Origin of the sequence: Jannaschia sp. M317 (genome assembly GCF_025141175.1) — a bacterium.
GTDB lineage: Bacteria > Pseudomonadota > Alphaproteobacteria > Rhodobacterales > Rhodobacteraceae > Jannaschia.
The window spans coordinates 3,267,676-3,292,337 of sequence record NZ_CP081155.1 but is presented as its reverse complement, the minus strand read 5'-3'; the positions used below and the strand labels follow the sequence as shown (position 1 = coordinate 3,292,337).

The following is a 24,662-nucleotide window of genomic DNA, read 5'->3' as shown; positions in this document are numbered from 1 at the left end:
GAACAGGGTCGCTCTGGATTGGCGTCTGTCCGGGCACCTCGTTTGACTCGAGACACCTGCAATCGGGTGGCCGGATCCAGCCGTCGGGATTTGGAGCAACTGCCCCCAAGGGGCGCACCCCGTGACGGGCCCCACGATCTGACCTGAACAGGTCACCTCTGGTCCGGCCCTTGTCCTGCCGGTCCATGAACGCCGGACCCGCCCAAACCCATTCCCGTCGGTGAAGTTTTCAGGTCGGGGACAAGACCTGTGCGACCACCTGTCGACGATGGGGGCGGTCGCGATGTTCTACCACATAAATGCCCTGCCAGGTGCCCAATGCCATGCGCCCCCCTATGACCGGGATCGACAGGCTGGTGGGCAGCAGCATTGCCTTGATGTGCCCAGGCATGTCGTCAGGTCCCTCGTAGGTATGGGTGAGGAAGGACTGGCTGGGATCTGTCGTGGGGGGCACCAGGCGATGTAGCCAGGCGCGCAGGTCGGTCTGAACCTCTGGGTCCGCGTTTTCCTGTATCAACAGACTGGCCGAGGTGTGGCGGATGAACAGCGTCAGCAATCCGTCACCCGGCGGCAACCAGGCGGCGACGGTCCGGGTGATCTCGGTCAGGCCGGGGCCGGGGGTGTCGATGGTGAATGTGGTGTTCAGGGGGTATCCTCCGTCAGGGTGCCGCGATAGCGCAAGATGCGGCCCAGGCCTGGCAAACGGCTGTCGACATCGAAGGCGACGCACTCCGCCACGGTCGTTTCCCGCCCTCCGCCCCTCGGGGCAAGGCCGCTCGGAAGAGGCAGGGGGCCAAGGCGCATGCCGACCACAGGAATGAGCAGTGCCTCGCCGTCGATCCGGGGCCGCAGTATCAGGACGAAAGGTCCGATCCGCTCCGCGATCTGCCCGTCGGGCAATGCCGAGAGGGTCGAGGACAGGCGGTGGCCGCCGAAATGCCGGGTCCAGACCTCGCCCTCCGCGGTTGTTGTGATCGTGAGATCAAGGGGGACCGGCCCTTCGGTCACGGGAAATCCCGCTCCGCGTGCCAGACGGCGCGCGAACCAGCCGCCTTGGGTCAGATGCGCGGTGCCGCGCCAGACGCGCTGCCCCACGGGCGCATGCAGTCTGCGCAACGGCTCCGGCAATGCCGCAAAGGCCGGGCCAAGCGCACGGGCGAAAAGCGAGGTCACCCGTCAGCGCCCAGATCTAGGAAGCGGCCGCGGACCTTCGGCGAGGGGATCATGCATGTGTCATACCGGCCGAACAGCCGATACCGATTGCGCGCGATCCGCAGATAAAGCGCCGAGCGGAACGGTTCCGGCAGCAGGCGCACCGCCGCGAGCGCCCGCCATGGCCAGCCGATTGCTGACATGGCAGCAGCGAAGGCGTCCAGTTTTTCGTAGATACGCCCGTCAACGCACACGAGGTTTGTTTCGAAGTCCCCGGTCGGCAGGCCAAGGTCGGTATAGATCGCTTGTCCCAGATCTGATTGCGCCGTCGCAAAGGCAAACCGCGCCTGCCGATCATATCGCAGCATGAAGCGAAAGAACCCGGAGCAGAGCACGCATTCCCCATCGAAAACGATCAGGTCGCGGCCTGCGATGGCTTGGCGCACGGGTGTGGAGAGGAGGGTTGTGGCGCGCGACATGGGCCCCGTCTAGCGCGCGACGGAACCCCATTCCATCCCCGCGCGCTCGCTAAGATGGCGACCCTACCGCCTGCAACGTCTCGAAAGAACAGCCAACGAGTATCGTCCGCGTGACGAAAATTTCCGCGACCTGCACAGCCAGCATAGAAGATGCCGTGGCCCAGCGCGCTTACGATACCCTGCGCAATGTCCAAAGCGCTTGGGTGAAGGAGCATTCTGTCCACGTGACAGACAGCAAGGTCGATCACTATCAGGGCAACATGATGGTCACATTCATCCTGGAGGATTGAATGGCGCGCCGGACCAGATCAGTGAAACAGCCGGTCGCCCATCTGGTCGATCAGCTGCTGCGCCTTTCCCAGCGACAGCGTCGCGCATTCGTCCCGGTCGCGCATCACATCGGCGCGGATCAATTGGTGCGACTGGCCGTCCTTCTCGATGAGGGCGGCAATGCGGTATTCGCTGCCTTCCTTCATCGGGGTCGGCGTGATCTTGAAACCCTGATACTCCGCCGTCTCGACGGCAGGCTCGGCAGCGGGGGCACCGCCACCGAAAAGCTTCGACAGAAAACCAGCCATCTATCCGCCCCCTATTGGTCGAGGAAGCTGCGCAGCTTCCGCGACCGGCTTGGGTGCTTGAGCTTGCGCAGGGCCTTCGCCTCGATCTGGCGAATCCGTTCGCGGGTGACCGAGAACTGCTGACCGACCTCCTCCAGCGTGTGATCGGTGTTCATGCCGATGCCGAAACGCATCCGCAGAACCCGCTCCTCTCGTGGGGTGAGCGAGGCGAGCACGCGCGTCGTGGTTTCCTTCAGGTTTTCCTGAATGGCGGAATCCAGCGGCAGGACGGCGTTCTTGTCCTCGATGAAATCGCCCAGTTGGCTGTCTTCCTCGTCGCCGATGGGCGTTTCGAGGGAGATAGGCTCTTTGGCGATCTTCATCACCTTGCGGACCTTCTCCAGCGGCATCTGCAGCTTGGCGGCCAGCTCCTCGGGCGTCGGTTCGCGACCGATCTCGTGCAGCATCTGACGCCCGGTGCGGACCAGCTTGTTGATCGTCTCGATCATGTGGACCGGGATGCGGATCGTACGCGCCTGGTCGGCGATGGACCGGGTGATGGCCTGACGGATCCACCAGGTCGCATAGGTCGAGAACTTGTAGCCGCGGCGATACTCGAACTTGTCGACGGCCTTCATCAGGCCGATGTTGCCTTCCTGGATCAGGTCCAGGAATTGCAGACCCCGGTTCGTATATTTCTTGGCGATGGAAATCACGAGGCGCAGGTTCGCTTCGACCATTTCCTTCTTGGCCTGCCGCGCTTCCTTCTCGCCCTTCTGGACCTGGTTCACGATGCGGCGGAATTCGTTGATGTCCACGCCGACATACTGTCCGACCTGCGCCATGTCCGACCGCAGTTCTTCGACCTTGTCGCGATTGCGTTCGAACAGGGCTTGCCAGCCGCGACCGGGCTGCTCGGCCATGCGGTCGACCCAGCCGGGATCAAGTTCGTGACCACGGTACGCTTCAATGAACTCGCGCCGGTTGATGCGCGCCTGGTCAGCCAGCTTCACCATGCCCGAATCGATGGACATTATCCGGCGGTTGATGCCGTAGAGCTGATCGATCAGCGCTTCGATCCGGTTGTTGTGCAGGTGCAGCCCGTTCACCAACTCCACGATTTCGGAGCGCAGCTTTTGATACGCGCTCTCCTCGCCGGTCGAAAAGCTGTCGTCCTCGTTCAACGTGGCGCTGATCCGCAGGTCCTGCATCTCGGCCAGTTGGGTGTAGTCGTCGGCAATCCGGTCCAGCGTTTCCAGCACGCGCGGCTTCAGCGCGGCTTCCATCGCGGCGAGCGACAGGTTCGCGCCTTCGTCCTCGTCCTCGTCGTCATCCGTGGCGATCGGATTGCCGTCGGCGTCCAGTTCCTGCTTGGTTTCGGTCTTCGGGTTGTCGTTGGCGGGGGCGGCGGCACCGACCACGGGGGTCTCGGCCTCTTCCTCCAGGTGGTCGCCAAAGGTCGTTTCCAAGTCGATGACATCGCGCAACAGGATGTCTTCGGACAGAAGTTCGTCGCGCCAGATCGTGATGGCCTGGAAGGTCAGGGGGCTTTCGCAAAGCCCCAGGATCATCGTGTTGCGCCCCGCTTCGATCCGCTTGGCGATGGCGATTTCGCCCTCGCGCGACAGCAGCTCGACAGAGCCCATTTCGCGCAGGTACATGCGCACCGGGTCGTCGGTGCGGTCCAGCTTTTGATCGGCGGCACTTGTGGTCGCGACATCACCGCTTTTGTTCGATGCGTCGACGACGGCGGTGGATCCCTGCGGCTTGTCGTCTTCTTCCTCGGCTTCCTCGGCCTCGATGATGTTGATGCCCATTTCGGACAGCATCGACATCACGTCCTCGATCTGTTCGGAGGACACCTGCTCGGGCGGGAGCACCTGATTGAGCTGGTCGTAGGTGATGTAGCCGCGCGTACGCGCTTCGGCGATCATCCGTTTGACGGCGGCCTGGCTCATATCGAGCGAGATGTCGCCCTCGTTGTCTTGTTTTTGGTCGTCAGTGTCTTTGGCCATGCGACGCTCCTCCGGCGGAGTGATTCTGTTAAATCCAGGCGTGATCGAATCACTAGCGCGAATCGTCGGGGGCCGCACCCCGAATCACTTCTTGCGGCTGTTGGAACCTTTGGGCGTGGCCAAAAGGCTATCGTAGTGGTCCGCGTGGGACGCCTCATCGGCGGTGCCCTCGCTGTCCTGGCGCGCCCGTTGGGCGGCCTCTTTGCGGCGCGTGGCCTGTGCCAGGCGCCATGTCATCGCCTCATCGGCATCCTCCTCGAAATCTTCCAGCGCCTCGCGGCGTTCCCGGTCTGCCCCGCGCCGGGCCTCCAGGCGGGTCAGGATATCGCGTATGCACAGGCGCGCCGTCTCGCGGTCCGCCCCGGCACGAGCTGCGGGCGAAATGCGGACATGGCTTTGAGCCAGAAGGGTTTCAAGGGTGTCTTCGCCCAGAAATGCCAACAGTTGTTCCTGTGCGACCTGTGCGTCGCACCGATCCGGCAGCCGCAAAAGGGCCGTGGCCACCTGCTGATGCTCTGTCCGGGCCCAGGTCAGCGTTTCCAGCGCGTCAGCGAAATCGTTCACCAGAGAGGGGTGCAGCGCCAGCCCGGCCAGGGCCACCTGTTCCAACTTGTCCTCTGCCGTCAGGGTGCCGCGTACCAGGGCCGACGCGCGGGTCGCTTCGGCGGCTCCTGCGGGGGGCTGCCAGCGTCCGCGACCGGGCGGGCGGGGTGTCCAGGGGCGTTCGGGGCGCGCGGGTGGCGGGGCCTGCTGGACCGGATTGGCCAGACCGAACAAGTCCGCGCGCAGGCGGGCGATCTCTTCTGCGTAGTGGCGGCGCAGGGCGGGGTCGCGGATCTTGCGAACCAGGTCGCGCAGGTCGCGGTCCAGCATGGCGCGGCGTTCGGGGCTGTCAAAGCTGCGCCCCTCGACCGCACGATCCCACATCAGCGACAGCATCGGACGCGCGCCGTCCAGAACCGCCTGCATCGCTTCGCGCCCCTCGCCTCGGATCAGATCATCGGGGTCCTGACCTTCGGGCAGGATGGCAAAGCGCAGACTTTGCCCCGCCTCGATCAGCGGCAGCGCCAGGTCCGCCACCCGCAGGCCCGCCTTTTGCCCTGCGGCATCGCCATCCAGCGCGATCAGCGGCTCGGGTGTGACCCGCCACATCATCTGCAACTGACGTTCCGTGACTGCGGTGCCCAGGGGGGCGACCGCCGCCTCGAACCCGGCCTGATGCAGGGCGATGACGTCCATGTAGCCTTCGGCCACGACAAAGGACTTCCCCTTGCCCGCCGCCGCCCGCGCGGCCCGCAGATTGTAAAGGTTGGCCCCCTTGTCGAACAGCTCCGTCTCGGAGGAGTTCAGGTATTTGGCCTTGTCATCCGGGTCCATCGCCCGCCCGCCGAACCCGATCACGCGGCCCCGCACGTCGCGAATGGGAAAGATGATCCGGTTGCGGAACTTGTCGAACCGCTTGCCCCGGTCGTTCGTGCCCGCCAGTCCCGTCGCCTCCAGCAGGTCAAAGGCCACGCCCTTGGCGGTCAGGGCCTCGGTCAGTGCCTCCCACGACCGAGGGGCAAACCCGATCTCGAAGGTGTCGAGCGTCCGCTGCCGCAGGCCCCGTCTGTCCAGATAGGCGCGGGCTTCGGCTGCGGCCCCGGTGTTCAGCTGCAGGCGGAACCACTGGGTCGCGGCCTCGGTCACCTGGGCCAGTTGGGTGCGGCGATCTGATTTTTCAGCGGCTTTGGGGTCGCGGGCGGGCATCGGCATTCCGGCTTCGCGGGCCAGGATTTCCACGGCTTCCAGAAAGCCCACGTTTTCGGTCTCTTGCACGAATCCGAACAGGTTGCCCTTCGCCTGGCAGCCGAAGCAGTAGTAGAATCCCTTTTGGTCATCGACGTGGAAGCTGGCGGATTTTTCCTGGTGAAACGGGCAGGGGGCCCACCAGTCGCCCTTGGCCTGATTGGTCTTGCGCATGTCCCACACGACCTTGCGCCCGACCACCTGAGACAGGCTCAGCCGGGAGCGGAGGTCGTCGAGAAAACTGTCGGGCAGGCGCATTGATGGAATATCGGGGCGCAGCGCGGAGGAGTCCAGAACCCACGCCGCGATCAAGCAAGATGACGGAAGGAAAAGGCGCAGGCGTCAGGGTGTATTGCCGTTGCCGTTGTTCCCGGAATTCCCGTTGCCTCCAGAATTGCCAGTGCTCGTCGTGACACTCGTGACCGTGGTGCTCGTCGTGCTGGTGCTGGTGCTGGTGGTGCTAGAGCTTCCGCTGTTGCCGTTGGAACTCGTGGTCGTTGTGGTGGTCGTGGTGCTGGGCGCGCTGTTGCCGTTGCTGTTGGCGGAATTGCCCGGTGTGGTTGCGCCGACACCCTGCAGGCCTGTCAGACCGTGCCCACAGCCATTGCCATTGCCGGTGCCCACTCCGTTGGAATTGCCGTTGTAGAGGCCGTTCGCAAAGCCATTGTTGAGGCAGCCCGAGGTGTCGGCGCTGACGGTTGCGACCGAGGTCGGGAGGATTGTCCCGTCAAAGTCGAGCCGCGCGGCATAGCGCTGCCGCGTGGTGACGAACCGCTCGAACGTGCGGTCGGAGAGGTTCACGTTGAAAGGCGGCTCGTAGTTGGTGAAGCTTTCGACAACGACCGTCCGCTCATTGTCCTGCAAAACGGGGATGTTGCGCAGGTGGGCGTTGATGGTCGCGTTGGTCTGAAGCGGATTGCCGTCGGTGGCATATGACCACATCACCCGGATCTCATCGCTTTCGCGGCGCACTTCGGTGAACCGCATCCAGGTGTTCCCCTCCGAGAAGGTGACGAATTCGAAGACGTCCTGCAATCCTTCCAGATCGATGGGCGTGATCGTTCCCTCTTCGCGGGACAGCATGTCGCTGACCATGTAGGTCGCCTTGGTCATCACCGCCTCGCGCCGGTAGGCATCAAAGTAGGAAAAGGCCGCGACATAGAAAATGCCCAGAACCGGCAGGATGATTGCGGCCTCGACGGAAATGGCGGCATCCTCATCGTGCAGGAAGGCGGCGATGGCGGTGCGGCTGCGACGCAGGTTTGACAGGTTAAACATCGACATACCCCTTAATCCGGTTCCACGACGAAGGCGGTGGAGGCCACCATGCGCACGCTGTCGCCGTCGAGATTGCTGACAAGCTGCGTGCCAAGGCCCACGCCCGGCAGGATCGGGTCGACGGCAAAGCAGGCCCGCAGCAGGATCATCTTGCCTGGTCCCGCCGTTGCCCAACCGGGCGTCGGCGTGATCGAGGTGGACCGGTTGACGCAAGGCTGTGCCGACGACGGCACCGCATAGGTGCTGCGGGAAATCTCGGTCAGTTCGACCAGCAGGTTGGCCTGGCAATCGGCCAGGATCAGGGCGCGGTCGCAGACGTCGTCGCGCAGCGCGGTCTGGGTCACGGCCCCCCCGCCCAGGCGGATGTCGCGCACGGCCAGATCCACCGCGCGTTCCAGCATCACCTGTCGGGTCAGCAGCAGCGACGCCTCGACCGACGACATGAAGACCAGCAGAAAGACCGGCAGCAGGATGACAAATTCCACCGTTGCGCCGCCCGCCTCTCGCGCCCGGTCGCCCAGGCCCAGGGCACGGTCGCCACGATCCAGCAGGGCCGTGGCCCGGCGCAGCGGGGCCGCACAGATGTTCAAGGCAGAGCGGATCATTGGGTCAGCCTCAGCCGGTTGATCGACGCCAGGATGTCGTCAAAGGCCGCCTCGATATCCAGGTCGGTGACGTTGATGAAATTGGCCTCGTTGCCGACCCCGGCGCAGCCTTGCATGGCCGTCTGGCCTGACGTCGGCGCGTTGAAGGCGATCGTATAGATGATGATGTCGGCCGCGCGCGCCGCGCCGCAGATCGCCGCCAGGTTCGCATTGGCCGAGGAATGCCACTGCGTCGTCTGCCAGGCCCCGTTGTAGTGGTTGCGGGTGTTGGTATCGGCGCTGCCGAGCAGCGTGTCGTCCAGGTAGTTGATCGACATCTGCGAAAACAGTTCCGGATAGGTCAGTTCCACCGCGTCCGTGGCGCCAAAAGGCGTGGATTGGTAGATACCCAGATGCGGCACCCAGAACGCGTTCTGGTCGTCGGACCAGACCGAGAAAAACGTGTTGGCGTTTTCGGTGCCGTCCCAGGCGGTAAAGAACTCCCGCTCGTCAGATGCCCACCACCCGGTATGGTCGTTCAGCGGGACGTTGTCGCGCAGGTTCGTCCAGGCATTGGTATAGTTGGAGACTCCGTTCAAAAGGGACGGAACCAGCTGGTCTATTAGCCCATTGGCCAGGCCATTGTTGCCGTCGAAGTCGCCGACGCCGTTTCCGTTGTTCCCTGCATTCGGGTTTCCGGGTGCGGTCACGGCAGTGTTGTGCACGAAGACCCCCGAGGGCCCGTTCTTGCGGCTCTCGCGCAGGTCCCACTGGCTGGTGTTCACGCCGTCGGTCATCACGACCAGCACCTTTTGCACGCCTTCGGTGCCGTAATCAAAGGGCCGTCCGGCAAAGACCGCGTCGACGTGGGTGTCGGCGATCATTTCGCCCAGTTCATCGCGCGACGTGGGATCCAGCAGCATGGTGCCGACCTTGACCCCCAGGTCCATCGCCGTATTCCAGCCTGCGCCGAGGCCGGCGATATGGGTGGTCAGCTCGGTCACGTTGTTGGACCAGGCCAGGACCGCGCCATAGTCATCCTCGCGGCACAGCGGAGAGCTGATGTTGCCCTGCGCATTTGTGGCCCCGCCGCTGACCCAGTCGAAGTGCCCCATGCGTTGCAGGACCGTGCCAGCCGTCAGGCCGGTGCTGGAGAAGTCGGTGTTGTCAAAAACGACGCAGTTGGACAGGTCATGCTCATCCGTCATCTCGAAATAGTTCGGCAGCAACGAGCCAAGGTTGACCCGGTCGTTGTAGGGCACGATCGAAATCGTGGTCAGATCCTCGCGGTCGCGCAGCAATTCGGTCACGAAATCCGTGGCTGCGGACCGCAGGTTGGTGATCTTCGTCCCGCCCATCGACCCGGAAATGTCGACGACCAGCGACAGCTCCAGCTCCGTCTCTTCTTCGCGTGCCTCGGACGAGACCGGCTGCAACACGGTTTCATGTCCCAGCATGCCCAGGAACAGGCTGTCGATTTCGGATGTGGTCGCGGCAGACACGCTTCGGACGCTGCCGGTGTCGCTGACTACGATCTGGACGTCGTCGACATCCACTTGCGACGCGCGCAGGAAATCCTCGACCACCGTGCGGGGGTCGCGGTCCTGTTCCAGCGCGGCGGCGGCCAGAACGGCCCGGTCGACCGCGTTCTGAAGGTTCGTGCGATCCACCTCGGACCGCATGATGTCCAGGGCAAAGCCACCGGCGACCATCATCATGATCAAGAGCAGAAGGCCGAAAATCGTGAGCGCGCCATCTTCCTGTCGTCGGAAACGCGCGACGGAACAGCGGAGCTGAGACAGGCGGCGAAGCGGTTGGAACAATGTAAACACGGCAGATACCACGCAGATACGGGTTAACAGGCATTGGACGCAAAGCGAGTCGTTGGGTCGTTATCCGCCACGATTGCGCAACCGCGCGGACCGCCTTGTGGTGAAACCATGGCAGCGTTCACAAACCGTGAACGTTCTTCCGCTAGGGGTAGCATCGTTGCCTAAAATGTAGGCCAATGCCCCCGAAGCCTGCCGCAACAGGGGGGCGAGAGGGAGGAATTTCTTCATGCAAGGTAAACACGGCGGCTTCAGCGCCTCGGTCAACGCGATGTATGACAAAGCAGTAGGCCTGATGGATCTCAGCCCCGGCCTGATCGAAAAGATCCGGGTCTGCAATGCCACCTACACGGTCCGTTTCGGCGTGCGCCTGCGGGGCGAGATCCACACGTTCACAGGCTATCGGTCCGTGCATTCCGAACACATGGAACCGGTCAAGGGCGGCATCCGCTTCGCCATGGCCGTCGACCAGGACGAGGTGGAGGCGCTGGCCTCGCTGATGACCTACAAATGCGCGCTGGTGGAAACGCCCTTCGGCGGTTCCAAGGGCGGGCTCTGCGTCGATCCCCGTCAATGGGAACCGCATGAAATGGAACAGATCACCCGCCGCTTCGCCTATGAGCTGATCAAGCGCGACCTGATCAACCCCGCCCAGAACGTCCCCGCCCCCGACATGGGCACCGGCGAGCGGGAAATGGCCTGGATCGCAGACCAGTACAAACGCATGAAGACCACCGACATCAACGGCAACGCCTGCGTCACCGGCAAACCCGCGAATGCGGGCGGCATCGCGGGCCGGGTCGAGGCGACGGGCCGGGGCGTGCAATATGCGCTGCGCGAATTCTTCCGCCACCCCGAGGACAAGGCCGCGGCCGGTCTGGATGGCACACTCGATGGCAAACGGGTGATCGTCCAGGGCCTGGGCAACGTGGGTTTCCACGCCGCCTCCTTCCTGGAGCGTGAGGACGGCTGCAAGGTCACCGGCATCATCGAACGGGACGGCGGCATCTATAACCCCGATGGGTTGGAGGTGGACATGGTCCACCTGCACATCCGCGAACATGGTGGCGTAAAGGGCTTCCCCGGCGCGACCTTCGACGCCGATGGGTCCAAGCTGCTGGAAGCCGAGTGCGACATCCTGATCCCTGCCGCGTTGGAGGGCGTGATCCACCCGGGCAACGCCGACCGTGTAAAGGCCCCGCTGATCATCGAGGCGGCGAACGGGCCGATCACCTCGGACGCCAACGACATGCTGCAAAAGCGTGGCGTGATCATCATTCCCGATCTCTATGCGAACGCCGGGGGGGTGACGGTCAGCTATTTCGAATGGGTCAAGAACCTCAGTCACATTCGGTTTGGCCGGATGCAGCGCCGCGCCGAGGAGTCGCGCCACCAGGTGCTGGTCGACGAATTGGAGCGTCTGTCCAAGAACAAGGAGGTGCCCTGGACCCTGTCCGACGACTTCAAGCGCAACTACCTGCGCGGCGCGGGCGAGTTGGAACTGGTCCGGTCCGGTCTGGATGACACGATGCGCGCGGCCTATGGGGCCATGCGAGAGGTTTGGCACCACCGCGAGGAGGTCCCGGACCTGCGCACGGCGGGGTTCATCGTCGCCATCAGCCGGATCGCGGCCAGCTATCAGGCCAAGGGACTGTGACAGAACGGACCGGGGTGCCGCGCGCCCCGGTTTCCGTCAGATCTGGCGGTCCGATGGCTCTGAGTCGTCGCGGGCGGCCGCGGCGGCGTCGTCATCCTCCCCGAACCGGGTGAGGATGGCATTCTCCAGGCCCTTTGACAGTTCGCGCGCCTTGGCGGTGTATTCCGGGTTCTCGCTGATCGGCACCCCCGGCTTCCACAACTGCGCCAGTTCCAGCAGCGACTCCCGGTCGTGTTTGTAGAACGCTTCGCGCGCTTCGTGGGCGTCCGTTTCGGTCCACCCCAGACGTTCCAATGCATAGCGCCCGGCCCGCAGCGAGCCGTCGAACATTTCGCGCACGATATCGCGGGCACCGGCCCGGTACAGCTCATAGACATGCACCCGGTCATAGGCACGGGCGACCACGTGGATGTCCGGGTTCGCCTTTTTGGCCATCTTCGTCAGTTTCACGGCGTCCGCCCGGTCGTCCAGCGCCACGACAAGGACCTTGGCCGTGGCCAGCCCCGCCGCCTTCAGCAGCTCGGGGCGGGTCGGGTCACCCAGATAGGTCTTGATCCCGAAACGGCGCAACAGTTGGATCGTCTCCATGTCGCGGTCCAGAACCACCGTCGACACGCCGGACCCCTGCAACATCCGGTGGACCATTTGACCGAAACGCCCGACGCCGGCGATGATGACCTCGGCCGTCTCGTCGATCTCGTCTGCGGGCACGTCGGCCTCGCTCTTGTGCCGGGCGGCCAACTTGTCATGGGCAATGAACAAGAGTGGCGTCAGAAGCATGGACAGCGCCACGGCCAGCAACAGGATGGCCGACACCTCCTGCCCGAAGACCCCGTCCTGCACGCCGACCGACACAAGGACAAACCCGAATTCACCCGCCTGTGCCAGTGACAGGGTGAACAGGATCCGGTCACGTCCCTTCATGCGGAAGATCAGGGCAAGCACGAACAGGATCGTGCCCTTGACCGCCATCAGCCCGGCAACGACCCCCAGAACCACCAGCGGCGCACCAACAAAGGTGCCAAAATCGATGCCCGCGCCGACGGTGATGAAGAACAAGCCAAGCAGGATGCCCTTGAACGGCTCGATATCCGCCTCCAGCTCGTGCCGGAATTCGGAATTCGCCAGAACGACCCCCGCCAGAAACGTGCCCAGCGCGGGCGACAGGCCGACGAGGTTCATCAAGACTGCGACGCCAATCACGAACAGCAGCGAGACAACGGTGTGCATCTCGCGCAGGCGAGCCTGAGCGGCAAAGGTAAAGATCGGGCGCGTCAGGAACAGCCCGCCCAGGATCACGATGGCCACCGCTCCGATGGTCAGCGCGGTCAGGCCCCAGGCCGGCAGGGTGTCGACCCAATGGGTCACATCCGCGACCATCTGGGCGCTTTCCCCGTCGCCCATGGCATCGGTCCCGTGGCCGCCATCGCCATGGCTTTGTCCCGTTGCCAAAAGCGGCATGACCGCCAGCATCGGGATCACCACGATGTCCTGCGCCAGCAGCACCGAGAAGGCGGAGCGCCCGCCCCGCGTCGGTGTCAATTGCTTCTCGTTGAGGGTCTGCATCACGATCGCCGTGGATGACAGCGCCAGGGTCATACCGATCGCCACCGAAACCTGCCAGGTCATCCCGAAAAAGAACGCGGCCCCCGAAATCGCGGCCATGGTCAGCGTGACTTGCCCCAGACCCAGTCCCAGCAACCGCGCCCGCATGTCCCACAACGCGCGGGGTTCCAGCTCCAGCCCGATGAGGAACAGCATCATGACGACGCCGAATTCAGCGAAATGCTGCAAGCTTTCGGTTTCAGAGCCGACGAGACCGGTAACCGGTCCGATCAGAATACCGGCAACCAGATAGCCCAGAACGGAGCCCAGCCCGAAGCGAACGGCCAGCGGCACACAGAGCGTGGCGGCACCGAGGTAAATCGCGGCCTGAAAGAGAAAGCTTTCCATGTGTCGACGCTAGGGCAGGCGCGCGCCGGGGACAACGGGCGGCATGTACATACGCGCACGCGCCCCTATCTTTGGCGGGCTGCCCCCGATGTCGGGGCACTATACCGGCAGGGGGCTGTCGCGTTTGGGCTGATCCATCACGATCTGACTTTGAACCCGCGCCACGGCGTCGTGTGGCAGCAGCACCCGATGCACGAGGTCGTTGAGGCTGCTCAGGTCGCGACACCAGACCCGCAGCAGATAATCGGCCTCGCCGGTCATGGTCCAGACCGAGGCGACGCGCGGTTCCGCCTCCAACAGTTGCAGAAAGGCGCGGGCGCGCACGGGGGCATGGCTGGTCATCTGCACCTGAACAAAGGCCTGCACATCCAGACCCAGCTGCGCGGGGTCCAGGCGCACCACGGTCGCGCGCACGACGCCCGTGCCTTCCAACCGGGCGCGGCGACGACCGGCCTGGCTGGCCGACAGGCCAAGCGCCCGGCCCAAGGCATCGGCGGTCAGGCTGGCGTCCCGTTGAAGCAGGTGCAAAATGCGGCGGTCGGTGTCATCCATTTCCGGATTATGCGGATTTCGCGCGAAATAGGCAAGATTTGCGCGGGAAACCACCGGACCGGGCCGGAACCGCGTCAACCTTCGCGCATACACCGCGTTCCCCCTGTTGCATAAGTCCAACCAACAGCCAGGAGAGATGCCATGGGTCCGTTCCCTCACGATGCCCCCTATGCCGAGATCAGCGCCGAGAACCCCGCGGGCACCGACGGGTTCGAGTTCGTCGAATTCGCCAGCGAGACACCCCAGGATTTGCGCGACGTCTTTACGCGCCAAGGTTACACGCATGTCGCCACCCACAAGACGCGCGCCATCGAAGTCTGGCAGCAAGGCGACATCACCTATCTGATCAACGCCGAGCCGGGCAGCCATGCGATGGATTTCGTCGCCGAACACGGCCCCTGCGCGCCCGCGATGGGCTGGCGGGTGGCCGACGCCGATCATGCCTTTGCCTATGCCGTGTCCAAGGGGGGCAAGCCGTTCGAAGGGGCAAAGTCGCTGGACGCGCCCGCCATTGTCGGGATCGGCGGCAGCCTGATCTATTTCATCGATCAGTATCGCGACGCTTCCCCTTACAACGCGGAGTTCGACTGGATCGCGAACGCGCACCCTGCGGGCGTCGGCTTTCACTACCTCGATCACCTCACGCACAACGTCCACAAAGGGAACATGGACGTCTGGTTCAAATTCTACGGCGATCTGTTCAACTTCCGCGAAATCCGGTTCTTCGACATCCAGGGCAAGCATTCGGGCCTGCTGTCGCGCGCGTTGACCTCGCCCTGCGGACGGATTCGGATTCCGATCAACGAGGACCGGGGCGAGACCGGGCAGATCGTCGAATACCTCAAGCGTTACAACGGTGAGGGCATTCAGCACATCGCGGTCGGGGCCAAGGACATCTACGAGTCGGTCGATGCCATCGCCGCCAACGGCGTCAAGTTCATGCCAAAGCCGCCCGCCACCTATTACCCCCTGTCGCAGGACCGGGTCGCCGGTCACGAAGAGCCGCTGGACGCGCTGGAAAAGCACGGCATTCTGATCGACGGCGAAGGTGTGGTCGAACTTGATGGCGGGCAGGGGCGCGAGACGCGCATCCTGTTGCAGATCTTTTCCAAGACCTGCATCGGACCGATCTTTTTCGAGTTCATCCAGCGCAAGGGCGACGACGGCTTTGGCGAAGGCAACTTCAAGGCCTTGTTCGAGGCGATCGAGCAGGATCAGATCGACAGGGGCGTCCTGAAAGCGGGCTAGGTATTCGGACGCTGGCGGCGGCGAGGATCACGCTGCGGTCGGGACCCGTATGGCCCTGTAAAAACGGACACATTTCTCGGTTTTCGATGAAGCCCGTCACGCATCCTGCGTGGCGGGCTTTCTGATGTTGCGCGAAATGCCTGCAAAGTAATCGGAAAAATTCTTGCCGAAACCGGTTTCGGTGGCACAATCTGACTCGCAAGGGAGGACCTTGTAAGGTGCAGATTGCCAACGGCATGACACGTGTTCGCGTGGACGGGAAAGGTGCGCGCGTCACCATCGCTCAGCTTGCTGCTGAGACCGGATTGACCAAGGGAACGGTCAGTCGGGCGCTCAACGGGTATCCCGATATCGCCGAGGCAACCCGTGCGCGTGTGCAGCGGGCGGCTGACCGGCTGGGCTATCGTCCGATGGCGCAGGCGCAGGCGATCCGTACGGGGCGGGCCAAGGCGCTGGGTCTCGTGATGGAGGTCAGCGAACATGACGGACACTCGCCATTCCTGACCGATTTTCTGGCGGGCGTGACGACGGCAGCAGGCGCTCAGGGCTGGACGCTGACGGTGGCCACCGCCCCCTCGGGCGAGCAGATGCGCGACGTCTTGGACGGGCTGATCGAGGACCGCAAGGCCGATGGTTTCATCCTGCAACGGACCCTGCGCAAAGACCCGCGGATCGAGTATCTGCGCGAAAAAGGCGTGCCGTTCGTTCTCTATGGTCGGTGCGAGGATCTGACCGGGATCAGCTACTACGACATCCGTGGCGGGGCCGCGATGCGTGCGGGCGTGCGGCGGCTGGTCGAGATGGGGCACCGGGACATTGCGCTGGTGACCAGCGGGTCGGAATACAACTATGCGCATCTGCGCACCCAGGGGTTCCTGACGGCCATGGCGGCCGAGGGGCTGACCCCGGTGGACGTGGTCTGGGGCGCGCGCGATCATGCCGACGGCGTGCGCGCGACGCGGCAGCTTTTGGACCGGGATGCCCCGCCCACGGCGATTATCTACGTTCTCGATCAGGCGGCCCTGGGGGGGTACCGCGCGGTCAAGGAACGCGGGCTGACGGTCGGACAGGACGTGTCGATCATGGCTTATGACGGCATCCCCGAGGCTGCGAATGCCAGCCCGCCCTTGACCACCTGGAAGGTGGACACAAAGGCGGCGGGCGCGGCTTTGGCGCGGATGCTGATCGAAAGGATCAAGGGGGAGGCGGAGCCCGAGGCGCTGCGCTGGTTGGCGGATGCCACCCTTGTAGAGGGGGGCTCTGACGGGCCGCCCGCACGGACTTCGGCGCACCTGCGCCAGAAGATGATCAACCAAGAGGGAGGAAACGCATGACGTTTCGCAACACGCTACTGACGGCAACTGCCATCACCGCGCTGACCGCCGGTATGGCCAGCGCCCAGACCATCCGCATGTGGACGCCCGAGGAACAGCCGGAGCGCGTCGCCGTCCAGGAAGAGGTCGCCGCCGCCTTCACCGCCGCCACCGGCATCGAGGTGGAAATCATCCCGGTCACCGAAAACGACCTGGGCACCCGCGCCACGGCGGCCTTTGCCGCAGGCGACCTGCCGGACGTGATCTATCACTCGTTGCAGTATGCGTTGCCCTGGGCCGAAGCCGGTATCCTGGACACCGACGCCGCGTCCGACGTGATCGAGATGCTGGGTCAGGACACCTTTGCGCCCGGCGCGCTGGGCATGGCGGCCTACGAGGGCGGCTTTACCTCGGTTCCGGTCGATGGCTGGACGCAGATGCTGGTCTATCGCAAGGACCTGTTCGACGCGGCGGGCCTGGAGGCGCCGACCACCTACGCCGCCGTCGAGGCCGCGCTGGAGGCCCTGCACAACCCGCCGGAGATGTATGGTTTCGTTGCCGCCACCAAGGTTGACGAGGGCTTCATGTCCCAGGTTCTGGAACATGTGTTCCTGGCCAACGGCGTGTCGCCGGTCGATGCCGACGGCCTGGCCGAACTGGACGTGGACGCCACGACCGAAGTGCTGGAGTTCTACAAGAAGATCGTCGACGCCAGCCCGGACGGGGACCTGTTCTGGCAGCAATCCCGCGAGCTGTATTTCGCAGGTCAGGCGGCGATGATCATCTGGTCGCCCTTCATCCTGGACGAACTGGCCGGTCTGCGCGACAGCGCCCCGCCCACCATCACCGACGATCCCACCTCGTCCGAGCTGGCGTCGAAGACCGGCGTTGTCACCACCTTTGCCGGTCCGTCGAACCCCGATGGCGCGGCCTGGGGTGATGTCCGCTACATGGGCATCACTGCCGACGCGGACACCGACAGCGCCATGCAGTTCGTCGAGTTCCTGATGGGCGAGGGCTATGCGCCGATGCTGTCCATGGCACCCGAGGGCAAGTTCCCCGTGCGTCGCGGTGACGGCACCGACCCCGAAGCCAACGTGAAGGCCTGGCAGGCCCTGCCGGTCGGCGTCGACCGCAAGGCTCCGCTGGCAGACCTCTATGAGGCGTCGATGATCGACGAGATCGTGGGCGGTCTGGATGTCGCGCAGCGTTGGGGCGTCGAGGACGGGCAGCTGGCGCTGGCCTCCAAGATCATCAACGCCCAGGTGTTCAACCGCCTGGTCCGGGAGTTCGTGGACGGCGAACGCTCGGCTGCGGATACCGTCGCGCTGATGAACGAAGAACTGGCCGCCGTCGAGTGAGCCACCCCGCCGGGGCGCGTCCTGCGCCCCGGCAACCCACGCCAAGGGCATTGTCATGACAGATACGACGCATTCTCCTACTCCGCCCAAGGGGCCGGGGCCGCTTGCCAAACGTGAGGCGCGACTGGCCTGGGGCCTGCTGTTCCCGACGCTGGCGATCGTGTCGCTGGTCGTGCTGCTGCCGCTCCTGGCGATCTTCTGGATCTCCGTGAAACCGGTCGAGCTTTCGGACCTTCGGCCACCGACCGTCGTGATGAACGAGGGCTGGCGCGGGCGCGACATGTCCGAAGGTGCCGAATTGGGCATCGATTATCGCCTGCGGCTGTCGTCCGCGGATGCGACGATGACCGGGGTCGGCTTCTCGGATGTGATCCCCGAGGGGCTGATTGTGGGCGCCGTGCCCGCGCCCTGCACCCTGGACGGGCGCAATCTGGATTGTGACTGGGGCGATGTCGAAGGCCGCTTCCGCGAGCGGGTGACCATTCCGGCGGTCATCGGGCCGGCGTTCGCCGCCAATCCCGTCGACAACGAGGACAGCCCCGCCGTTCTGCGCGGAGAGGGCGATTTCATCCTCACCAACTTCGACTTCACGTTGGAGAACTTCACCAAGGTGTTCAGCGCCCGCGACTTCGGCTCGGTCCTGTTCGCCACTGCGTTCTACACCATCGTCGGCACCATCGGCGCGCTGGGTGTCGGGTTGATGGCGGCGCTGCTGCTCAACCAGTCGTTCAGGGGGCAGGGGTTGCTGCGGGGCCTGTACCTTTTCCCTTACGTGGCCCCGGTCATTGCGGTGGCCTTTACCTGGGTGACGCTGTTCAACCCGTTTTCCGGCTCGGTCAACGCGCTGCTGCTGCAGATGGGCGTGACGGATGCGCCGATCAACTTCTTCGGCGACCGGCCCCTGGCCTTGATCATGGTCACCGTGTTCGAGATCTGGCGCTATTTTCCGCTGTCGTTCCTGTTCATCCTGGCGCGGATGCAGTCGATCGACACCGACATGTACGAGGCGGCCGATATGGACGGGGCCAGCCCGTTCCAGAAGTTCCGCTATCTGTCGTTGCCGATGCTGCTGGGCATCCTGTCGGTGCTGTTCCTGCTGCGCTTCATTTGGACCTTCAACAAGTTCGACGACATCTTCCTGCTGACAGGGGGCAACGCCGGGACGCGGACCTTGACGGTGAACGTCTATGAGCAGGCCTTTGCGATTTCCAACATCGGTGCCGGGGCGGCTGTGGCGGTCGTCGTGTTCGGTACGCTGCTGGTCTTTGCGGCGCTGTTCTTCCGCTTCATCAGCCAGGAGGAGGGCCTGTGATGCGCATCGTCTCGAACCGGCGGGGCCGGTCCGACCGGGCAAGCGGGGGGCCAGCCCCCCACACCCCCCGGGATATTTTTCAAGCAGAGAAGTGGGAGGCGGCACGATGAGCGCGACCGATGTGAACACCGGCGGGCCGATTTGGCGCAATGGTTCGGTGACCGGTGCCGTTCTTGGGGCGCTCTGGACCTTTACCGTGGCCGTTGCCGTGGCGGTCGTCATGGCCTTCGCCACCGGCGATCTGTTTCGCCCGCTGATCCTGCCCTCGTTGGGTTGGGGGGCTCTGGTCGGGTTCGCGGCTGTCTGGAACCGGCAATGGCTGTGGCCTGCCGCGCTGGCGCTGGTGGTTCTGGGCTGGGTCGGCTTCGGCCCCTTGCTGGCGGAATCCAGTCTTGGGTCCAACCTGTTCGGGCAGTTGGCCGTGGCAATCGGCACGGGGCTGGGCCTGCGCAAGATGTGCGCGCCATTGCCCAAAGGCGATGCGACCAAACACGAGTGGGAGGAGGCGATCATCGCTTTCCTGACCGGCTTCGGCTACGTCTTCTTTACCGCGATGATCGCCATTCCGTTCTATGTGATGGTCATGACCTCGCTGAAGTCGCAGCAGGCGTTGTTGCAGAACCCGCTCGACTTTTCGCTGGACTGGGAAAAGGGCTGGGGCCTGCTGCGGTCCTATCAGGAGCTGTTCCGCGACTATGGCTTCGGCAGCTATCTGTGGACCTCGTTCTACGTCTCGGTGTTCACCGTCATCCTGACGCTGCTGTTTTCGGTGCCGGGGGCCTATGCGGTGGCGCGGCTGAAGTTCCGGGGGCGGGCGGCGTTTTCGCGGTCTATCCTGCTGATCTACATGGTGCCGATGATCGTTCTGGCGCTGCCGATCTACATCGCCTTCAGCGTCACCGGGCTGCGCAATTCCATCCCTGGGCTGCTGATGATCTATCCGGTCACGACGATCCCGGTCGCCTTGTACATGTTGCAGGGCTATTTCCGGGGGCTTCCGGCCGAGGTTGAAGAGGCCGGGCTGATGGACGGGCTGTCTCGGTTGCAGGTGATCTGGAAGATCACGCTGCCGCTGTCTCTGCCGGCGCTGGCTTCGGTATCGCTCTATGTGTTCATGATTGCCTGGAACGAGTTCCTGCTGGCTTTCATGCTGCTGGATGATCCCGGAATCTTCACGCTGACACGCGGGGTTTCGGCCCTCAATTCCTCCGAAGTGCCAAGACAACACCTGATGGCGGGCGCGGTGATCGCCACGCTGCCGATCATGGTGATCTTCCTTGGCCTCGAAAAATTCATGACGAAGGGCCTGACGGCCGGGAGCGTCAAAGGATGAGCGACATGACTCAAGATCTGAACGCGCAGGGCCGCGCGATCCTGACCGGCAACGACCGGGGCGGATATACGGTGCCGACCGCAGGGCTGTACCCCTACCAGTGGAACTGGGACTCGGCCTTTGCGGCCTGGGGGTTTTCGACCTTCGACGTGGGGCGTGGCTGGCAGGAGTTGGAGACGTTGATGTCCGGCCAATGGGACGACGGAATGCTTCCGCATATCCTGTTCCACCGGCAGGACCCCGGCTATTATCCTGGACCGGATGTCTGGCAGGGGCGCGGGCCCATTGCATCGTCGGGCATCAGTCAACCGCCGGTGGCGGCCAGTTTTGCGCGGCGCATGTACGACGCCAACCCAGAGGCAGGCGCTGACCGGTTGCGCGCGATCTGGCCGGGGCTGAAACGCTGGCATCAGTGGTTCATGGACTGGCGTCTGGACGATGACGGCGCCTGCTGCATCACGCATCCCTGGGAAGCAGGGCGCGACAATGCCCCCGATTGGGATGGGGCGCTGGCGGCGGTCGATCCCTCGGGCGTGGGGGAATACACCCGGCGCGACACCGGCCACGTGGACCCGGCGATGCGGCCGACCAAGTTCGACTATGATCGCTATATCGCCTTGGTGCAGTTCGGGGTCGCCTGCAATTGGGACCACGCCGAGATCAAGGCGAACAACCCGTTCCGGGTGGCCGATCCGACGATGACCTTTATCCTGTTGCGTGCGCACCGCGACCTGCTGGCCACGGGCGAGGCGCTGGGGATGGATACGTCGGACATCGCGGGCTGGATCGAGACCCTGGAGGCCGGAGCCGCGAGCCTTTGGAACGACGGGATCGGCAGTTACGATTCCCGCGACGTGCTGACTGGCGAATGGTCGGGCGTGGTCACCAACGCCTCTTGCCTGTGCTGGTATGGCGGCGTGGCCGACGACCGGATGCGGGCGCCGATGGCGCGGATCTGGGACGCGGCGCGCTGGGGCATCCCCAGCTACGACCCGGAGGGGCCGAAGTATGAGCCGCTGCGCTATTGGCGGGGGCCGATCTGGCCGATCATGAACTGTCTGATCGGCTTCGGCCTGGAAGAGCAGGGCCTGACGCAGGAAGCCGCGCGCCTGAAGGCGGATACCGCCGATCTGATCAGGCGGCAGGGGTTTGCAGAATACTACCACCCCGGCGACGGGACGCCTGCGGGCGGCAAGACATTCACCTGGACCGCAGCCGTGTGGCTCGGCTGGGCCGGGCAGGAGGACTGAACGATGGGATCCATCACACTCAACGGCGTCGAAAAGTGGTTCGGCGAAGTGCAGGTCATCAAGGGCGTCGACCTGGAGATCAACGACGGCGAGTTCGTCATCTTTGTCGGGCCGTCCGGCTGCGGCAAGTCCACCCTGCTGCGCATGATTGCCGGCCTGGAGGAGACGTCGCGCGGTCAGATCCTGATCGACGGGGCCGACAAGACCGCAGAGCCGCCCGCCAAGCGCGGGTTGGCGATGGTGTTCCAGAGCTACGCGCTCTACCCCCACATGACGGTGGGTGAGAACATGGGCTTCTCGCTCAAGACGTCCGGCGCGCCGAAGTCGGAAATCGAGGAAAAGGTCGGCGATGCCGCCCGCGTCCTGCGCCTGGAGGAATATCTGGAGCGGCGGCCCAAGGATCTGTCAGGTGGCCAACGGCAGCGCGTCGCCATCGGTCGGTCCATCGTGCGGGCCCCCACCGCGTTCCTGTTCGATGAACCGCTGTCGAACCTGGACGCGTCCCTGCGTGTCGAGATGCGCTACGAGATTGCCAAGCTGCACCAATCGTTGAAGGCGTCGATGATCTACGTCACCCACGACCAGGTCGAGGCGATGACCCTGGCCGACCGGATCGTGGTCTTGCAGGCGGGTCGGATCGAACAAGTCGGATCGCCGCGCGAGCTGTACGATCGGCCCGGAAACCTGTTCGTGGCGCAGTTCATCGGATCGCCCAAGATGAACATCATGCCTGCCTCGGTCCGCGCGGACGCGCCCGAGGGGGCCGTTCACCTGGGCATTCGCCCCGAGGCCATCGGCCTGGGCGGCAGCGACCTGCAGGGCGTTGTGGACGTCACCGAATATCTGGGTGCCGATACCTATCTGATCGTCGATTGTGGTGAGGCGGGCAAGCTGACCGTCCGGACCGACGGGACGACGGATCTGAGGCCGGGACAGACGATCGGGCTCGATTTCTCGAATGCGCCGCTGCACTACTTTGGTGCCGACGGTAACAGGATCTGACATGAAACGGTCTGAAATCAACGACATCCTCCTTCGGGGGGATGAATTCATCCGCTCCTTCGGGTATGTGATGCCCCCCTTCGCCTATTGGTCCCCCGACGAGATGCGGGCCCGCAAGACGGATATCCAGCCGCTGATCGACGGGATGTTCGGTTGGGACATCACCGACTATGGCGCGGGCAAGTTCGACGAGATGGGCTTGTTTCTGTTCACCACCCGCAACGGTCGGCAGGAGGATCTGAAGCGCGGTGGCGGCATGTGCTATGCCGAGAAAATCATGATTTCGCGCAAGGATCAGCTCAGCCCGATGCATTCCCATTGGCTCAAGGCCGAGGACATCATCAACCGGGGTGGGGCAACGCTGGCGATCCAGCTTTATGGCTCGGCCGAGGATGGGGCCTTCGATGAGACCGCGGGCGGCACGGTGTATTGCGACGGTATCCGCCGCGATTTCGCCCCCGGCGAAGTGTTGAAATTCGCCCCGGGCGAGAGCGTCACCTTGATGCCGGGCGATTGGCACGCCTTCTGGGGCGAGGGGGGCGACGTGCTGATCGGCGAGGTGTCGACCGTCAACGACGACAACACCGACAATTGGTTCCGCGAACCGATCGGCCGTTTTGCGGACATCGACGAAGACGTCGATCCGGTGCACCTGCTGGCAAGCGATTACGCGCGCCTGCTCTGACCGGCTGGCACCGCCTGGAACAAGATCAACCTCTCGGTCGTTGCACATGCACACCGACCGAGAGGACGCCCCATGACGCCCCAGGCCCCGAAGATCGAGATCATCTTGTGTTCCGCCACGCTTCCGCTTGTTCGGAGGGCAGAGGCGCTGGCCGATGGTGCCGCCGCCGCAGGCGGAACAGTGCGCCTGTGGCAACTGCCTGCCGGCGACCTGCCTGCTGAGGTCTGGGAAGGTCTGGATGCCGCAGACGTCATCGTTTTCGCAAGCCAGGCAGGGGCCAATGGCCTCTCGCCTAGAATGCGGGCCTTTGCCGACACCAGCCGCAGCCACCTGTCGCCGCGCGATTGGCAAGGCAAGCTGGCAGCGGTTCTGACCGATGGCATGAACATCCGGGACGGCGACGCCTCGACCGAGGCCGACCTCTGGGCGCTGGCCGATGCCCATGCGATGACTTGGGCCGCGCCCGGTGCGGCAGTGACCAGCGCGCAGTCCATGCGCCGCTATGGAAGCCACCTGACAGATTTGGCCGCAACGATGCGCGATGGCGCAATGTCCCCGTCGGTCCTTACTGCGGCCTGACCCCCTCCGGGTGCCTTCCGATTGGTTGTGCGGACTGGAAGGTATTCGTTGAGCAACGCCCCGGTCGGAAACGGCCGGGGCGTTCGTGTGTCTGCGAGACCGCTGACGCGTTCGGAAAACCCGTTCAAACGCACAACTAACCTACGGGTTCCAAAGAAAAAAAATCGGAAATTTGGAAACTGAATCGCGGTTGAGGCTGTTGTGATTGCAAGACGCCGCACAGCAGCGGCCGTCACAATGTGAAAGGAATACTACATGAAACGCTTTGCCGTTATCTCCACCGCCGCCGCCCTGTCCCTGACCGCCCCGGCCCTCGCCTATACCGGCGTGTCGCCGACCATGGTCGACTCGGTCGAGAACATCCTCGAGACGAACGGGTTCGCCAACTACGACATGACGACCCTGTCGGATGAGCAGATCGTCGAGATCTATGCCCTGACGCAGGGCGATGCGCCCGAAGCGCAGCAGATCAAGCAGGTCCTCGCCGGTGAAGGCACAGGCTATGCGCTGTCTGAGCGTCGCATGACGCTGGCCGAAGCCGACGAACTGGGCCTGGAGCCGATCGGCGAAGCCTCGGTTGTGAAGTCGGTGCAGAACTTCCTCGACCGCCAAGGCTTCGAGGTGGACGCCTCCACGCTGACCGACACGCAGATCGCCGAGATCTATTTCCGTGCCTTCGACAGCGACAATGGTGACCGGGACGAAATCGAAACCATCCTGAACATGTAATTCGAC

Annotated in this window: 23 protein-coding genes; 12 read left to right on the top strand and 11 right to left on the bottom strand. The window is 64.1% G+C overall.

The genetic code is table 11. The features are described from left to right. Positions 1 to 229: 229 nt before the first annotated feature. The 3 genes from K3551_RS16800 to K3551_RS16790 are packed head-to-tail and all read right to left on the bottom strand — an operon-like array spanning position 230 to position 1,631. Positions 230 to 646, bottom strand: coding sequence for a secondary thiamine-phosphate synthase enzyme YjbQ (locus K3551_RS16800; protein WP_259919669.1), 417 nt, complete (start codon positions 644 to 646; stop codon positions 230 to 232). Further along, a complete protein-coding gene (locus tag K3551_RS16795; protein WP_259915911.1) occupies positions 643 to 1,173 on the bottom strand; it encodes a DUF4166 domain-containing protein in 531 nt (176 codons plus the stop codon). The genes K3551_RS16800 and K3551_RS16795 overlap by 4 nt, the downstream gene beginning before the upstream one ends. Continuing rightward, the gene (locus tag K3551_RS16790; RefSeq protein ID WP_259915909.1) at positions 1,170 to 1,631 is read right to left on the bottom strand and encodes a thiol-disulfide oxidoreductase DCC family protein; all 462 of its coding nucleotides are present in this window, start codon (positions 1,629 to 1,631) and stop codon (positions 1,170 to 1,172) included. The genes K3551_RS16795 and K3551_RS16790 overlap by 4 nt, the downstream gene beginning before the upstream one ends. Before the next feature lie 155 nt (positions 1,632 to 1,786). Here K3551_RS16790 and K3551_RS16785 point away from each other — a divergent pair, with 155 nt between their 5' ends. Continuing rightward, on the top strand, positions 1,787 to 1,921 hold the full coding sequence (locus tag K3551_RS16785) for a dodecin family protein (protein ID WP_259915907.1): 135 nt from the start codon (positions 1,787 to 1,789) through the stop codon (positions 1,919 to 1,921). 18 nt (positions 1,922 to 1,939) lie between these two features. Here the strand turns inward: K3551_RS16785 and K3551_RS16780 are convergent, their stop codons facing one another. From K3551_RS16780 to K3551_RS16755, 6 genes are all read right to left on the bottom strand, one after another. Further along, on the bottom strand, positions 1,940 to 2,209 hold the full coding sequence (locus tag K3551_RS16780) for an HlyU family transcriptional regulator (protein WP_259915905.1): 270 nt from the start codon (positions 2,207 to 2,209) through the stop codon (positions 1,940 to 1,942). Positions 2,210 to 2,220: 11 nt separating this feature from the next. Continuing rightward, a complete protein-coding gene (rpoD, locus tag K3551_RS16775) occupies positions 2,221 to 4,203 on the bottom strand; it encodes an RNA polymerase sigma factor RpoD (protein WP_259915903.1) in 1,983 nt (660 codons plus the stop codon). 84 nt (positions 4,204 to 4,287) lie between these two features. Beyond that, positions 4,288 to 6,249 carry a DNA primase gene (dnaG, locus tag K3551_RS16770; RefSeq protein WP_259915899.1) on the bottom strand — a complete coding sequence of 654 codons (1,962 nt, stop codon included), beginning with the start codon at positions 6,247 to 6,249 and terminating at the stop codon, positions 4,288 to 4,290. Positions 6,250 to 6,333: 84 nt separating this feature from the next. Then, positions 6,334 to 7,269 (bottom strand): TadE/TadG family type IV pilus assembly protein, encoded by a 936-nt coding sequence (locus tag K3551_RS16765; RefSeq protein ID WP_259915897.1) that lies wholly within the window; start codon positions 7,267 to 7,269, stop codon positions 6,334 to 6,336. A gap of 11 nt (positions 7,270 to 7,280) precedes the next feature. Beyond that, positions 7,281 to 7,874 carry a TadE/TadG family type IV pilus assembly protein gene (locus K3551_RS16760; RefSeq protein WP_259915896.1) on the bottom strand — a complete coding sequence of 198 codons (594 nt, stop codon included), beginning with the start codon at positions 7,872 to 7,874 and terminating at the stop codon, positions 7,281 to 7,283. Continuing rightward, on the bottom strand, positions 7,871 to 9,676 hold the full coding sequence (locus tag K3551_RS16755; RefSeq protein ID WP_259915895.1) for a TadE/TadG family type IV pilus assembly protein: 1,806 nt from the start codon (positions 9,674 to 9,676) through the stop codon (positions 7,871 to 7,873). The genes K3551_RS16760 and K3551_RS16755 overlap by 4 nt, the downstream gene beginning before the upstream one ends. Before the next feature lie 235 nt (positions 9,677 to 9,911). Here K3551_RS16755 and K3551_RS16750 point away from each other — a divergent pair, with 235 nt between their 5' ends. Next, positions 9,912 to 11,339: a Glu/Leu/Phe/Val dehydrogenase gene (locus K3551_RS16750; RefSeq protein WP_259915889.1), complete on the top strand. Its 1,428-nt coding sequence runs from the start codon at positions 9,912 to 9,914 to the stop codon at positions 11,337 to 11,339. Between the two features lie 36 nt (positions 11,340 to 11,375). On the opposite strand, the gene K3551_RS16745 is transcribed toward K3551_RS16750, so the two are convergent. Next, a complete protein-coding gene (locus K3551_RS16745; RefSeq protein WP_259915887.1) occupies positions 11,376 to 13,292 on the bottom strand; it encodes a monovalent cation:proton antiporter-2 (CPA2) family protein in 1,917 nt (638 codons plus the stop codon). 99 nt (positions 13,293 to 13,391) lie between these two features. Continuing rightward, the gene (locus K3551_RS16740; protein ID WP_259915885.1) at positions 13,392 to 13,844 is read right to left on the bottom strand and encodes an Lrp/AsnC family transcriptional regulator; all 453 of its coding nucleotides are present in this window, start codon (positions 13,842 to 13,844) and stop codon (positions 13,392 to 13,394) included. A 141-nt stretch (positions 13,845 to 13,985) separates the two neighbouring features. Here K3551_RS16740 and hppD point away from each other — a divergent pair, with 141 nt between their 5' ends. The 10 genes from hppD (at position 13,986) to K3551_RS16690 (ending at position 24,656) form a co-directional block, all read left to right on the top strand. After that, entirely contained in the window at positions 13,986 to 15,092 is a 1,107-nt protein-coding gene (hppD, locus tag K3551_RS16735) for a 4-hydroxyphenylpyruvate dioxygenase (protein WP_259915883.1), read from the top strand. Positions 15,093 to 15,328: 236 nt separating this feature from the next. Beyond that, the gene (locus tag K3551_RS16730; protein ID WP_259915882.1) at positions 15,329 to 16,426 is read left to right on the top strand and encodes a LacI family DNA-binding transcriptional regulator; all 1,098 of its coding nucleotides are present in this window, start codon (positions 15,329 to 15,331) and stop codon (positions 16,424 to 16,426) included. Then, a complete protein-coding gene (locus K3551_RS16725) occupies positions 16,423 to 17,766 on the top strand; it encodes an ABC transporter substrate-binding protein (RefSeq protein WP_259915880.1) in 1,344 nt (447 codons plus the stop codon). Before K3551_RS16730 ends, K3551_RS16725 begins: the two co-directional genes overlap by 4 nt. 55 nt (positions 17,767 to 17,821) lie before the next feature. Continuing rightward, the gene (locus K3551_RS16720) at positions 17,822 to 19,078 is read left to right on the top strand and encodes a carbohydrate ABC transporter permease (RefSeq protein WP_259915867.1); all 1,257 of its coding nucleotides are present in this window, start codon (positions 17,822 to 17,824) and stop codon (positions 19,076 to 19,078) included. A gap of 106 nt (positions 19,079 to 19,184) precedes the next feature. Continuing rightward, complete coding sequence (locus tag K3551_RS16715) at positions 19,185 to 20,411, top strand: carbohydrate ABC transporter permease (RefSeq protein WP_259915866.1); 1,227 nt, start codon at positions 19,185 to 19,187, stop codon at positions 20,409 to 20,411. Between the two features lie 5 nt (positions 20,412 to 20,416). After that, positions 20,417 to 21,661 (top strand): MGH1-like glycoside hydrolase domain-containing protein, encoded by a 1,245-nt coding sequence (locus K3551_RS16710; protein ID WP_259915863.1) that lies wholly within the window; start codon positions 20,417 to 20,419, stop codon positions 21,659 to 21,661. 3 nt (positions 21,662 to 21,664) lie between these two features. Further along, complete coding sequence (locus K3551_RS16705; RefSeq protein ID WP_259915855.1) at positions 21,665 to 22,663, top strand: ABC transporter ATP-binding protein; 999 nt, start codon at positions 21,665 to 21,667, stop codon at positions 22,661 to 22,663. 1 nt (position 22,664) lies between these two features. Continuing rightward, positions 22,665 to 23,348 carry a D-lyxose/D-mannose family sugar isomerase gene (locus K3551_RS16700; RefSeq protein WP_259915853.1) on the top strand — a complete coding sequence of 228 codons (684 nt, stop codon included), beginning with the start codon at positions 22,665 to 22,667 and terminating at the stop codon, positions 23,346 to 23,348. A 72-nt stretch (positions 23,349 to 23,420) separates the two neighbouring features. Further along, positions 23,421 to 23,927 (top strand): hypothetical protein, encoded by a 507-nt coding sequence (locus tag K3551_RS16695; RefSeq protein WP_259915851.1) that lies wholly within the window; start codon positions 23,421 to 23,423, stop codon positions 23,925 to 23,927. Between the two features lie 255 nt (positions 23,928 to 24,182). Continuing rightward, entirely contained in the window at positions 24,183 to 24,656 is a 474-nt protein-coding gene (locus K3551_RS16690) for a hypothetical protein (RefSeq protein ID WP_259915848.1), read from the top strand. Positions 24,657 to 24,662: the final 6 nt, after the last annotated feature.